Below are 12,312 nucleotides of genomic sequence, written 5' to 3'. Positions count from 1 at the left end.
GCGGGGTTTTTGTGGGGGGGGGTGCCCCAACACATTTCGCCGCTTTTGGGGGGGTTGGGGGGTGGGGCGGGCGGGGGGGGGGGGGGCCGCGCCCCGGCGGCCCTACCCTGGGTGCACGAGATCGAACCTTCGGACAGCACGCGAACAGGAGGAGCGGCATGGCCGACACCGGGGTCGACGGCGTCGACGGCGGGGCCGGGGACGCCGTCGACACGCTCCCCGCCGAACCCGCGGCCGACGCCGTGTTCCGCCCGGTCCGGGCGGGCAACGCCTTCGAGGAGACGGTCGAGCGGCTGCTGTCGGCGATCAAGCTGGGCGTGGTCGCCCGGGGCGAGCGCTTCCCCGCCGAACGCGACCTGGCCACCCGCCTGGGCGTCAGCCGGATCACCCTGCGCGAGGCGATCCGCGCCCTCCAGGAGGCCGGGTACGTCGAGTCCCGACGCGGTCGCTCCGGAGGCACCTTCGTCACCTACGTGCCCCCGCCCCCCAGCCGCGCCGAGGCCCGCCGGGTGCTCGCCGACATGGGCGGCGACCTGGACGACCTGTTCACCCTCCGCCGCGCCCTGGAGGTCGGCGCCGCCGTGCTGCTGGCCGAGCGCGGACTCACCCCCGACCAGGACGCGCTGCTGACCGAGCGGCTGGCCGCCGTGGACGGGGCGGTCGTGGACGACTACCGCCGACTCGACACGGTCTTCCACCTGACCCTGGCCGAACTGACCGGGTCGCGCTCGCTCAGCTCGGCGCTGACCGACGCCCGGATGCGCCTGAACAGCCTGCTCGACGCCATGCCGATGCTCGTGAAGAACCTGGAGCACAGCGGCGCCCAGCACCACGCCGTCGTCGACGCGATCCGCGCCCGCGACCCCGAGGCGGCCCGGCTCGCGGTCAACGAGCATCTGGAGGGCAGCGAGGCGCTGCTGCGCGGCTTCCTGGCCTGACACGGCGCTCCGGGCGCGGAAAATGGCCGGATCCGGCCAAACGTGAAATCCCCTCACCTTCGTGACCGCACCGCCACGCCCGGGCGAACACGACGGGAAAAGCCGACGGCCGACGGGCGGACATCGCCTGATCACCGTGTGTGACGCATCGGTCGCGGGGCTTCCGATGGCGGGGGCGAAACCCGTCACCCTATCCCGGACCGCTCCGGATGCCTACCGGCGGGTAGCGGCCGGCTCCTCCAGCACCCGTTGCCCCCGACCGCTCCGCCGGTCTTCAATGACGACGCCCCACCCCCCACCGGCCGCCCCCGGCCGGGGCCGAAAGGACGTCGCACACCCATGGCTCCCCTCAACCGGCGCGGATTCCTCACGACCTCCACGGCAGGACTGGGTATCGCCCTCGGGTTGCCCGCCCTGCCCGCCTCCGCCGCCGTGCACGACCGACTCCTGCGCCAGACCATGTCCCGGGTCGCCCAGCCCGACGGGACCACGCTCGCCCAGGTCGCCACGCCCGTCGGCGACGGATACCGCCTCCTCACCGCCGGCCCCGGCTGGCCGATCGAGGTCCGCGAGGACCTGGTCCCCGCCCAGCCGGGCCGCGACGACCGGCGCACCGCGCTCGCGGCGTTCGTCCAGTTCACCGACCTGCACATCATGGACGCCCAGAGCCCGGTGCGCTTCGAGTACACCCACCCGGTGATCGGCTCCAGCGCCCACCGGCCCCAGGAGACGCTGTCGGCGCTCGGCGCGACCGCGCTCGTGCGCCGGGTCAACTCGCTGCGGGCCGGCCCCGTGACCGGGCGCCCGTTCGACTTCATGGTCACCACCGGGGACAACACCGACAACCACGAGACCATCGAACTCGCCTGGCTCATGGCGGTCCTCAACGGCGGGACCGTGACCCCCGACACCGGCGACCCCGCCCGGTACGAGGGCGTGCAGAACTGCGGCAACGAGCTGTACTGGCACCCGGACAGCGACCTGGCCGACCGGTACAAGACCCGGGGCGGGTTCCCGAGGATCCCCGGGTTCCTCGACGCCGCCACGGCCCCCTTCGAGAGCCCCGGCCTGGACGTGCCCTGGTACTGCACCATCGGCAACCACGACGACACCCCGGCGGGCAGCCTGCCCGCCGGGTCGCTGGACGAGGCCTACCTCGGCGACCGCAAGATCATGTTCGCCGACGACGACGTCCGCGACCAGGCCGCCGAGGCGATGACCGACGAGGACCGGCTCGGCCAGGTGCCCGACGAGGTGGAGTCGCCCGGGGACACCGTCTCCACGGCCGCCGTGACCTCACGGATCACCCCCGACGACCGCCGCGCCCCCTTCGACACCCGCGCCTTCGTCGCCGCGCACCTGGCGGAGGACAACACCGGCCCCGGGCCCGTCGGCCACGGCTTCACCGACGACAACGCCGACGGCGTGGACTGCTTCTACACCTTCCGCATCGCCGACGGCGTCACCGGCGTCAGCATGGACACCACCACGCTGGCCGGGCTGGCGGACGGGTCGATCGGCAAGTACCAGTACGACTGGCTGGAGCGGACGCTGCGCGCCGCCAGTTCGGTCTACTACGACTTCTGGGGGCGGCGGCGCACCCAGCAGGTGACCGACGAGCTGTTCGTCCTGTTCTCCCACCACACCAGCGGCACGATGGGCAACATCCTCCCCGACAGCCGCCGCCCCGGCGACCTGCGGCTGACCGGCGACATCCTCGTGCACATGCTCAAGCGGTACCCGAACGTGCTGGCCTGGGTGAACGGGCACACGCACTACAACCGGGTGCGCGCGCACACGCACCGCACCGCCGAGCGCGGGTTCTGGGAGATCAACACCGCCTCGCACATCGACCACCCGCAGATGGCGCGGGCGATCGAGATCGTGGACAACGAGGACGGGACGGTGTCGCTGTTCACGACCCTGCTGGAGGCGGACAGCCCGTACCGGGTCGACCACGGGGACTTCTCCGCCGACGGGCTCGCGTCGCTGTACCGGGAACTGTCGGTCAACGACCTGTACGCCGACCCGGCCGACTACGGCGGCCCGCGCGACCGGAACGTCGAGCTGCTGGTCGCCGCCCGCAACCCCGCGCGGTAGGGGCGTTGCCGTTGGAACCCCGGGGGCGGAGCAGCGCCCCCGGGGCTCCCCGGCCGGGGACGTTCGCGCGGACACCGACTCAGGTGTTCCCGGCGCGTCGCACGCTCAGCGTAGCGCGGCCAGCCTCGTGCCGAGGGCTTTCCCGAAGTCGGGTTTGACCTGCCAGTCGCGGTCGTACTGTTCGCGGAGCAGGGCGATGAATCCCTCCTCCTTCTGCATGCATTCCAGGTCGGGGTCGGACGCCATGAGTTCGGAGGGGCGGTAGTGTTCGCACGCCGAAGGGTTCAGCGCCTCGCGCAGTGACGTGATGACCTCGTCCACGGCTTCCGCTCTCTCCCCGGGGCTGAGCGGGATCCCGGACTCCACCTTCTGGGTGGCGATGAGGGAGGCCTTGCTGTAGGTGATCCCCCATAGTCCCCACCCAGGGTTGAGCTCCTTGAACTTCGCGATGTCCGTTTCTATTCTCTTGAGTGCCCTCGCCTGTTGGTGCCGCTGGAGCTGCTGGCCCTTTTCACCGCGGCGCTCTCCGTTCGCCGACGCGATCCTGCTCGCGATGCTGCTGTGCAGAAGGCGGAATCCGATATCGTAGTATTTCCGTCGTCGCCAAGCGGATTCCTGGGAGGTGACGCCGGGAGTCAGGACGCTGTAGGGGTTCTTCCTGTGCCACCTGACGTCCTCGCAGACCAGCCTTCGCCAGGAGAAGTGCCTGTCCATCGCGTAGGCCTCCAGCCTGGCTATGTGCAGGAGGGCGAGGCGGATCCTGTGCGGGTCCTCACCTGAGACGAAGTCCTTCTCGCCGAGGTCGTCGAACAGGTCCGGCCTCGCCACCCGCAGTCTCGACAGCAGACCGGCCAGGTTCAGAGCGTGGAAGATGTCACGACGGTCCTGCGGATCCGACATTCTCCACACCTCGGCGAACCTGTGGTTCGCGATCATCTTCAGGAGCACGATCATCCGGTATCGGCTTCTCTGGAAGATCCTGTTCCGGTTGCTCTCCGAGGAATAGTGCGCCCGATTCATCGTGTGCAGGCACAGTGCCTCGACATGCCTTCCGGTCTGCTCGTACAGGGAGGCGAGCTCATAGCGCACTATTCCTGAGACGCGGCGGGACCTCACCGCCCCCTGGAGGATTCTGATGCGCTCCTCCTGCATGGCGTGAAACTCTTCGTAGTCATGATCCGGGCCGGCGGAACCTTCCCGCCATCCCCTTCCGTCGAGTCTCGGAAGTTCCCTGATCCTCAGGTAGGCGGCCAGATCCTGCCCGTCGAAACTTCCTTTCGCCCATTCCGGTATCAGGGGATTGTCCGTGAACACGCGGGAGGCGACGAAGCCGGCCGCCCGTATGGCCGCCAGATCCCAACGAAGCGGCGGCAGCGTGATCTGGTGCAGGCTCTTGCCGGATATGCGATCGTGTACGTCGACGGTGGCCGACACGTACTCGGCGTCCTTGGGATCGCTTCCTTCCGGGACGTTGGCCCGCACCCGGACGGAGTAGGACGGGGGAACGGGAAGCACGAGAGCGAGGACGCGCATGAGCGCGGCCGCGAACCTGCTTCCCTGGATGTCGCCGCTCTCGACCATGGCGGCGACGGCGTGTCCCGGCGGCGCCCCCGGCTTCCACGCGGGCGCGAGGACCTCGATCGCGGGAAGCCTCCACCGCACCTCCTGATTGAGTCTCCTGGTCGCCTCGTTGTCCTGTTCCCCGGGCTCGGAGATGTTCACACTGGGTTCGCGTCGGACCGCGGTGGTCTCCAGCCACAGGTACCCCCCGCCGAGCAGGATCAGGAGCGCGGCCGCCCAGCCTCCGCGGATCGGATCGGGCCAGTCGGGGAACTGTTCGAGGCTCTCGGGAAACCGGCTCCACGCCACCCAGACGGTGGCGGTCGCCGCCATCGCCAGGGCGGTCAGACGTAGACCGCGCTGGCCGAAGACGTGCGCCACCCCCCGGAGGAAGAGGAACGCGGTGGCCAGGGTGATGACGTTGAGCGCGACGACGATGACGAGGTGGGGGAGCCGCGGATCCGCGGCCAGGGTGGGGAACATGACCGCCAGCACCTGGTGGAACCCGTCGCCGCCGAGGAAGCCGCACAGGCACGGGTGGCCTGGACCCGCACCCCCCGCACCGGGGGTCCCCGCGCAGCACGCCGTGCCCACCAGGTCGAGGATCGTCAGGATCGCGACGCTGGAGAAGAGGGGGAGGGCGGCTACGGCTCCCCGAAGGGCGGTGTCGCCGAGTTCCTCCCGTATCTCCCTGCGGCAGGTCCAGACGAGTACCGCCAGGGTCAGGAAGACCACGATGTAGGCGAGGAACGGTAACGGGGCGACCCGCCAGGTCGACGCCGCGACGACGAGCAGCACGGCACTGGTGCCGACGAGAGCACCGAGCACGATGGTCGTAGCGTTCATGCGACGTATCCCCAAAGCCCGGTCGCGGATCTGCGTGACTTCGGGACTCCGGCACCCCGTGCGCCCACGGGTGTCGCCACCCCTCCACTGTCCCACCGCCTCCGCGCGGACGCGGGCGCAGTGTCACGCGGTTGACAGTGTCCCGACCCGGACCGGTCCCCGGGTCGGAGGGCGTACCACCACGACCCGCTCAACTCTTCGCCACCGAGTCCCATGTTCGGGCATGTTCCGCCGTCGTCGGCGACCGCGATGGGGACGATGGGGGCGCAACCACCCGGAAGACTGACAGGAGAACACGATGACCACCGCAGCCGACATCATGCACTCGGGAGTCAAGTGGGTTTCGGCCACGGACACCCTGGACCAGGTCGCCCAGCTGATGAGCGAACTGAACGTGGGCGCGATCCCGGTCGCCGACCCCGGCACCTCCAACCAGCGCATGTGCGGCATCATCACCGACCGGGACATCGTCGTCGGCTGTATCGCCGCTGGACGCGACCCCTTCCAGCTCACCGCCGGGGAGCTGTGCAAGGGCACCCCGCGCTGGGTCTCCACCAAGGCCGGTGTCGACGAGGTCCTCCGCGAGATGGAGTCGCACCAGATCCGCCGCCTGCCCGTGATCGACGAGAACAAGCGGCTGGTCGGCATGATCAGCGAGGCCGACCTGGCCCACCACCTCACGGACGACCAGATCGCCGAGTTCGTCGAACGCGTCTACGCCTGATCGACCGCACGCGGTGCGGAGCGGGCTCCCGCGTCCGCATCCGCGTCACCGCCGACGACACCGCGTCCCCGGCCAGCCGGTCGGGGGCGGCGGTCCTCCTCCGGTCCCGCTGGCGGGACCGGAGGCTCACGAGCACGGCGGCGGCGACCGTGCCGACGAGGCCGCCCATGAGGAGGAAGGCGGCCCGGTCGGTGCCCGCGAGCGTGGTGGCGGCGGTCGCGGCGGCCAGGCCCAGGGCTCCGCCGAACTGTTTGGCGGTGTTCATCAGCCCCGACGCCGCCCCCGCCTCGTCGGCCGCGACACCGGTGGTCACCATCGTGGCCAGCGGCGTGTTGAGCAGGCCGCCGCCCACCCCGATCACCGTGCTCGGCCCGAGGACGGTGACCACGTAGCTCCCCCCACCGGCGAAGGCCTGCCAGACCAGGCCGAGGGCGGCGGTCGCGGCGCCGAGCACGACGAGGGTTCGGGGCGGGACGCCGGTCATCAGCCGTGGGGTGACCCAGGTGTTGACCACGAGCATGGCGAGGGTCAACGGCAGGAAGCCGAGGCCCGCCTGGATCGGGGTGAAGTCCATCGACCCCTGCATCCGGTAGGTGAGGAAGTACCACAGCCCCACCTGGAAGCAGGCGGCGGTGAGCGCGGTGGCGAGGTTGCCCCACACCACGGATCGGTTGCGCAGCAGACCCCGGGGAACCAGGCGGTGTGCGGCCCGGCGCTGCTGTCCGCCGAGCAGGAGGAACAGCGCGGCACTCGTGATCGCGGCCGACCCCGCGGCCAGGGCGTTCGCGTCACCACCGGCCGCGGACAGGGCGTAGGTGGCGCAGGTGAACGCGCCGGTGGCCAGCACCGCGCCGACCAGGTCCAGCCGTCCCCGTCCGGGGGCGGAGGGTGAGCGCCGGTGCAGGACGGCCGCCCCGGCGAGGACGGTGACGCCGACCGGCAGGTTGACCAGCAACACCGCGCGCCAGGAGACCAGTTCGGTGAGCACACCGCCGAGGGTGGTGCCGACACCGCCTCCCGCCAGGCTCACCGCCGTCCACGCGGCGATGGCGCGCGTGCGGTCCGGACCCTCCGGGTGGGTGGTGGTGAGCAGGGTGAAGGTGGCGGGGGAGACCACGGCCGCGCACAGCCCCTGGGCCGCCCGCGCCCCGATGAGCACCCACCCCTCCGTCGCGAGACCGCCCACGGTGCTGGCCAGCGTGAACGCCGCGAGCCCCCACAGCAGGACCCGACCGGTGCCGACGACGTCGGCCAGTCGCGCGCCGACCAGCAGCGCACCGGCGAAACCGAGGCCGTAGGCGAGCGCCACCCAGGACGCGCGGGTCGGGCTCATCCCGAGTGCGGACTGGATCGACGGCAGCGCGACGTTGACCACCGAGATGTCCAGCACGACCAGGAGTTGGGCCACGCACGCGACCCACAGCGCGAGCGTTCGGGGAGTGGTGGTCACACGTCCTCCTTGATACGCGTGTATCAACTTGATACGAGCGTATCATCGAGGTGTCGGAGGGAGTCGTCGGTGTCGGAGACACAGCGTCGGGAGCAGATCCTGGACGCCGTCGGGCGTCTGCTCGGCCGGGAGGGCCTGCACGCGGTCACCATGCGCGCGGTCGCGGCGGAGGCGGGGGTGTCGCTGCGCCTGGTGCAGTACTACGGGGAGTCCAAGGAACGGTTGCTCACCGCGGCGCTCGAACGCCTCGCGGACCGGAGCCTCCAGCGGTGGCGCACCCGGATGGCCGTGCGGGGGGAGGGCGACGTCTCGGAGGCGATCCGGGCGTTCTTCGACGAGGCGTTGCCCACCGACGAGGACGGGCGTGCGTTCCACCGGGTCGGTGTCTCGCTCGAACTGCTGGCGATCACGCGACCCGACGCCGCCACCGCCGCCTACCAGGACCATCTGCGCGGGCTCGCCGACCACCTGGCCGAGGTCGTCGGCGCGGACCCGCGGGTGGGTGGAGCGCGGGCGCGGCTGATCGCCACGCAGGTCATGTCCCTCGCCCACGGGCTCGGCTCCCTGCTGATGGCCGGGAACGTCACCCGGGCCCAGGCCGAGGAGGTCGTGCGCGACTACCTGGACCGGCTGGGGCCAGGGGGGACGGAACGCTGATCGCCAGGGGTCCGTCCCCGGTGCCGGTCGCGCGCCCGAACGTCGACCGGCGCCGACGCGGCGACCTTGGTGCACTCGATCGTGGCGGACCCCTCGCGGTCCAGCTCGCCCCCGCGCGACCAGCCGCATGCCTCGTGGAACGCGTCGGCCACGGAGTCGCCGACGAAGCTCTCCGGGCGGAGGGTCGGGTACCGGGCGAAGGGCGTCTCCTCCGTGTGGTTCAGCAGGTGACGGCTCAGGCCTGACCGGTGTCGAACCTGGAGACCTTCCCGTTGGCGATGGTGAAGTCCCAGCGCGTTCGCATGGCGCCCCAGGTGTCGTTGCGGTAGTCCGCGATCAGCGACCGCCCCTCGTCGCTCGCGGAGACGACGTCCATCCGCCCGTTGGACGCGAAGATCTCCTTCTCCGCCCACGGGAAGAGATCGCGCTCCGATCCGTCGTCGGACATCGTGGCGTCGGGGGTCAGCGCCTCGGCGAAGGCTTCGCGGTCGTTCGCGTTGATCGCGTCGATCAGGGCGCGCACGGCCCGGTCGGTGACGTCGGGGTGGTGGGGCATGGCGGTGTGTCTCTCGTGTCGGGCCCGGCGTCGTCGACGGCCGGACGTGGTGTCCCCGCCTTCCTACCGCGCGTTTCGCACCTGTTCCAGGGGACGTCATCCCCTCCCGTCGAGTCCTTGCCGATCCGTTCCCCAGGCTTGGTGGTGGATCCGCGTCGGGCTGACGCGGGCAACGGGCTCGTCGTGTCAGTGCCGGGGAATGGGGGCGATGACCTCACAGGTAAGGGGATGTGTTCACCACCGGACCACGCTCGTGTCTGTCTTCCGCACACGCGACGTCCGCCCTCGGTCTGCGGACCGGGGGCGGACGTGGTCTCGGGGGGATGCGGGCGTTACACGTGGGTCTTCGGCAGGTCACCGTGTCCCAGCTTCGCGAAGGTGATCATCTGTCCGTTGCGCACCACGACCGCGCCCCTGGGGCAGCGGAAGAGCGTGCCGCGCTCGGACAGGTGGAGGAGGCCGACCGCCGAGCAGAGGATCCGGCCAGGGAGCAGCTGGGTGACGCCCTCCAGGGCCGAGAGCGCCTCACCGAGCTCGGGGGGCACGTCACCGACGTAGCGCGGGGTGTGGTTGACGGCGCTCATCGCAGGTCCGCCTTCGGGATCGACAGGACGCCGGAGATGCGCCGGGCGAACTCGCGCTCCTGGCCGACGGGCAGCGCGCGGTCGTACTCGTAGGGTTCGGCGTCGGTCCGGTAGGAGTCCCACACCCAGTACCAGTAGAGGCCCTCGCCGGTCTCGCGCAGGAGAACCATCTGGCTCTGGTCTCCCTTGTGCACCTCGATCACCATTCCCTTGCTCGGGAGTGGCTTGAGGTGGTGTTTGTCCAGCTCAAGGCAGAGTGCCTTGGCCGCCTCTCGTGGAGTCATATTTTCCCCTTTGTCCGGGTTGAACTCATTGGCCCTCTTGTAGAGCCGGTAGAGAAGAGTTCTTCTCCAGTGTGGGGAAGGGAAAAGTGGCTGAATAGACATACAACAGCACTGCGGATTACTGCTTACATGGAGTATGAGTCTGTGCTCGCTCGGTAGAGAGAGGTAGAGCCTTGGTGAAGCGTCCGGTCCGGCCGCATGCCCTTCGTTGGGGGACTGAGCTGCGCAAGTACCGAACCACGCGCGGGAAGACTCAGGTCCAGGTCGCGAGGCACATCAGGGTCTCCGGTGGACTGGTTAGTGGATTCGAGGTGGGTACGCACTGGCCAAGTCTGGACAAGGTAGAGGCTACCGACACATATCTTCGGGCTGGTGGGAAGCTTCTGGAGCTTTGGGTGGAGTTGACCAACAGTCAGGCCTATCCGGATTGGCTCGGAGTGCTAGTCAAGGCAGAGAAGGTGACGACCAGGATCAGGTCCTTTGAGGCGCTGGCGGTTCCAGGGTTGGTCCAGACCGAGAGTTACGCCAAGGCTCTCGTGAGGGCATCGAATCCTTTGGAGACCTCGGAGAAAGTCACAGAGATGGTTGCTGGAAGGCTCAAGCGGCAGAGGCTTTGGGACATGCCAGAAGCGCCGCAGATGTTGACCGTCATCAATGAGTGGGTCCTGCTGAGTCCGACAGGTGGTGCTCAGGTGATGGTAGAGCAGATAGATCGACTGATAGAGCTAGTGGAGTCTCATAAGATCGCTCTGCAGGTCGTGCCTTTGGATACCCGGTTCCATCCTGGCTCTACGGGGAGCTTCGTGTTGTTGTCGTTCCGAGATAGGCCAGATGCGCTCTACGTGGAGGACGCCTTCACCGGTCGCATGGTGCATGAAGCTGGCAAGGTGGAGCAAGCTCAAGATGCGTTCGGACACCTTCAGGGCGTCGCGCATTCCCTGGACCGCTCCCTCAAACGGTTGTACGAGGTGAAGAGGAGTCACCAAGATGGTTCGTTGGACATGGGGTAAGTCGTCCTACAGCGGTGGTAACGGTGGAGACTGTGTGGAGGCTCGCTTGGAGCTGACGTCTACCTGGAGCAAGTCCACGTATAGCGGTGGTAACGGTGGGAACTGTGTGGAGGCCAAGTTGGAGCTGCGTCCCGCCTGGCAGAAGTCCACGTACAGCGGTGGTAACGGTGGACACTGTGTGGAGGCCCGACTGGAGCTGGGCGAGGGCTGGGACAAGTCCACGTACTCGCACGGCAACGGCGGTAACTGTGTCGAGGCCCGGTTGAACCGCGAGGGTGAGTGGAGCACCTCCTCCTACTCCCACGGCAACGGTGGGCAGTGCGTGGAGGCCACACGCACGAGAATCGGCGCGGCGATGCGGGACACCCAGAACCGCGACCTCGGCCAGTTGGAGGCCACCCCCCGCGAGTGGTCCGCCCTGTTGAACGCGGTGAAGAGCACCTCCCACTAGAACATCCCGATCCCCTCTCGGCACGGCTGACCCCTGACTCACCTCGCGGAGGAGGGGCCAGCCGTTCTCGCTTCCGGCTGGGCCGCCAGCGTGTTCAACGCGACCGGGAAGCGTGTCCGCGACCTCCCGATCACGCTCGACACGCTGCCCCCGACCCGTACCGCGATCGGTCGCGCCCACCGGGACATGGTGTTTTCCTGTCGCTCGTCGTTCCTGGTCCACCCCAGTGCAACGGGGTCAGGCCTCGGCGACCTCGGGCAGGGCGGAGGCGACCAGGTCCACGGCCTCGCGCGGATCGTCGAAACCGCACCCGTAGACGTAGACCACCGTGAACCCGGTGGCGCGCAGGTCGAGCAGGCTCCTGACAAGCGCGTCGGTGGTGGTGTCGGGGGCCACGGACAGGATCGACGTCTTCTCGATCTCCTCGTGGTCGCGCCCCACGGCCTCGCAGTGCCGCTTGAGCACGTCCAGCTTGTGCCCCGCCTCGGGGCCGCCGAAGATGTTGCACGCGTCCGCGTACCGGGCGACCAGCGGCAGGGTCCGGCGTTCCCCCGATCCACCGATCATCAGGTACGGATGCGGCCTGCTGAGCGGACCGGGTGAGTTCAGCGGCCGTTCGAGTCGGTAGTACTCGCCCTCGAACGGCCGCTCGTCGCCCCTCCACATCTGCAGGACGACGCTCAGGGTCTCCTCCAACATGTCGAACCGCCGCGCCGCGGTCGGGAACGGCAGACCCAGCCCGCGCGCCTCGTCGGCGAACCATCCCGCGCCGATGCCGAGCCCGGCGCGACCGCCGGAGAGCACGTCCAGCGTGGTGACCTGCTTGGCCAGGACGCCGGGGTCGTGGTACACGGCCCCGGTGACCAGCGTGTGCAGCCGCACCCGCGAGGTGTGGGCGGCGAGGAAGCCCAGGGTGGTGTAGGCCTCCAGCATCGCGTTCTCGTACGGTCCCAGGTCGTGGCCGATCTGCCAGAAGTGGTCCATCACCGTGACCCGGGCGATCCCCGAGTCCTCGGCGTCGCCGACGGCCCATGCGAGGGCGCGGCCCAGCTCGGGGGTGCCGCCCGCCCACGTGAAGTCCGCGACGTGCAGACCGAGTTCCATGCGTTTCTCCCGTCTCGTGCGTCGTCCCCGCCCCGTCGCCGTCCGGCC

12 protein-coding genes are annotated in these 12,312 nt (G+C 69.5%); 6 read left to right on the top strand and 6 right to left on the bottom strand.

The features are described from left to right. Window positions 1–158: 158 nt before the first annotated feature. Window positions 159–938 (top strand): FCD domain-containing protein, encoded by a 780-nt coding sequence (locus tag AB0I72_RS16065; RefSeq protein WP_358568452.1) that lies wholly within the window; start codon window positions 159–161, stop codon window positions 936–938. Window positions 939–1,277: 339 nt separating this feature from the next. Then, window positions 1,278–3,038, top strand: coding sequence for a TIGR03767 family metallophosphoesterase (locus AB0I72_RS16060; protein ID WP_358568449.1), 1,761 nt, complete (start codon window positions 1,278–1,280; stop codon window positions 3,036–3,038). A 105-nt stretch (window positions 3,039–3,143) separates the two neighbouring features. Here AB0I72_RS16060 and AB0I72_RS16055 read toward each other — a convergent pair whose 3' ends face one another. Further along, window positions 3,144–5,333: a hypothetical protein gene (locus tag AB0I72_RS16055; RefSeq protein WP_358568446.1), complete on the bottom strand. Its 2,190-nt coding sequence runs from the start codon at window positions 5,331–5,333 to the stop codon at window positions 3,144–3,146. Between the two features lie 409 nt (window positions 5,334–5,742). Between AB0I72_RS16055 and AB0I72_RS16050 the strand changes: the two genes are divergently transcribed. Continuing rightward, window positions 5,743–6,168 (top strand): CBS domain-containing protein, encoded by a 426-nt coding sequence (locus tag AB0I72_RS16050; RefSeq protein ID WP_358568443.1) that lies wholly within the window; start codon window positions 5,743–5,745, stop codon window positions 6,166–6,168. Here the strand turns inward: AB0I72_RS16050 and AB0I72_RS16045 are convergent. Continuing rightward, window positions 6,122–7,618, bottom strand: coding sequence for an MFS transporter (locus tag AB0I72_RS16045; RefSeq protein WP_358568440.1), 1,497 nt, complete (start codon window positions 7,616–7,618; stop codon window positions 6,122–6,124). The two genes, AB0I72_RS16050 and AB0I72_RS16045, sit on opposite strands and share 47 nt — an antisense overlap. 69 nt (window positions 7,619–7,687) lie before the next feature. Here AB0I72_RS16045 and AB0I72_RS16040 point away from each other — a divergent pair, with 69 nt between their 5' ends. Then, on the top strand, window positions 7,688–8,275 hold the full coding sequence (locus AB0I72_RS16040) for a TetR/AcrR family transcriptional regulator (protein ID WP_358568437.1): 588 nt from the start codon (window positions 7,688–7,690) through the stop codon (window positions 8,273–8,275). A 235-nt stretch (window positions 8,276–8,510) separates the two neighbouring features. On the opposite strand, the gene AB0I72_RS16035 is transcribed toward AB0I72_RS16040, so the two are convergent. From AB0I72_RS16035 to AB0I72_RS16025, 3 genes are all read right to left on the bottom strand, one after another. Further along, entirely contained in the window at window positions 8,511–8,831 is a 321-nt protein-coding gene (locus tag AB0I72_RS16035; protein ID WP_358568434.1) for a nuclear transport factor 2 family protein, read from the bottom strand. 332 nt (window positions 8,832–9,163) lie between these two features. Next, a complete protein-coding gene (locus tag AB0I72_RS16030) occupies window positions 9,164–9,415 on the bottom strand; it encodes a hypothetical protein (RefSeq protein ID WP_358568431.1) in 252 nt (83 codons plus the stop codon). After that, on the bottom strand, window positions 9,412–9,699 hold the full coding sequence (locus AB0I72_RS16025; protein ID WP_358568428.1) for a hypothetical protein: 288 nt from the start codon (window positions 9,697–9,699) through the stop codon (window positions 9,412–9,414). Before AB0I72_RS16025 ends, AB0I72_RS16030 begins: the two co-directional genes overlap by 4 nt. A 176-nt stretch (window positions 9,700–9,875) precedes the next feature. Between AB0I72_RS16025 and AB0I72_RS16020 the strand changes: the two genes are divergently transcribed. Next, on the top strand, window positions 9,876–10,709 hold the full coding sequence (locus AB0I72_RS16020; protein ID WP_358568425.1) for a helix-turn-helix transcriptional regulator: 834 nt from the start codon (window positions 9,876–9,878) through the stop codon (window positions 10,707–10,709). Window positions 10,710–10,755: 46 nt separating this feature from the next. Beyond that, window positions 10,756–11,160 carry a DUF397 domain-containing protein gene (locus AB0I72_RS16015; RefSeq protein ID WP_358568472.1) on the top strand — a complete coding sequence of 135 codons (405 nt, stop codon included), beginning with the start codon at window positions 10,756–10,758 and terminating at the stop codon, window positions 11,158–11,160. A gap of 237 nt (window positions 11,161–11,397) precedes the next feature. Here the strand turns inward: AB0I72_RS16015 and AB0I72_RS16010 are convergent, their stop codons facing one another. Continuing rightward, entirely contained in the window at window positions 11,398–12,264 is an 867-nt protein-coding gene (locus AB0I72_RS16010) for an LLM class F420-dependent oxidoreductase (RefSeq protein ID WP_358568422.1), read from the bottom strand. Window positions 12,265–12,312: the final 48 nt, after the last annotated feature.

It is taken from the genome of Nocardiopsis sp. NPDC049922 (genome assembly GCF_040660275.1).
Lineage (GTDB): Bacteria > Actinomycetota > Actinomycetes > Streptosporangiales > Streptosporangiaceae > Nocardiopsis.
The sequence above is the reverse complement of the archived record's forward strand: the minus strand, read 5'-3'. Positions and strand labels throughout refer to the sequence as shown.

What these genes read in the sequence shown, in the direction of transcription:
- AB0I72_RS16060 (WP_358568449.1), top strand. Translation starts at nt 1,278, where the DNA reads ATGGCTCCCCTCAACCGGCGCGGATTCCTCACGACCTCCACGGCAGGA.
- AB0I72_RS16035 (WP_358568434.1), bottom strand. Translation starts at nt 8,831, where the DNA reads ATGCCCCACCACCCCGACGTCACCGACCGGGCCGTGCGCGCCCTGATC.
- AB0I72_RS16065 (WP_358568452.1), top strand. Translation starts at nt 159, where the DNA reads ATGGCCGACACCGGGGTCGACGGCGTCGACGGCGGGGCCGGGGACGCC.
- AB0I72_RS16010 (WP_358568422.1), bottom strand. Translation starts at nt 12,264, where the DNA reads ATGGAACTCGGTCTGCACGTCGCGGACTTCACGTGGGCGGGCGGCACC.
- AB0I72_RS16025 (WP_358568428.1), bottom strand. Translation starts at nt 9,699, where the DNA reads ATGACTCCACGAGAGGCGGCCAAGGCACTCTGCCTTGAGCTGGACAAA.
- AB0I72_RS16050 (WP_358568443.1), top strand. Translation starts at nt 5,743, where the DNA reads ATGACCACCGCAGCCGACATCATGCACTCGGGAGTCAAGTGGGTTTCG.
- AB0I72_RS16030 (WP_358568431.1), bottom strand. Translation starts at nt 9,415, where the DNA reads ATGAGCGCCGTCAACCACACCCCGCGCTACGTCGGTGACGTGCCCCCC.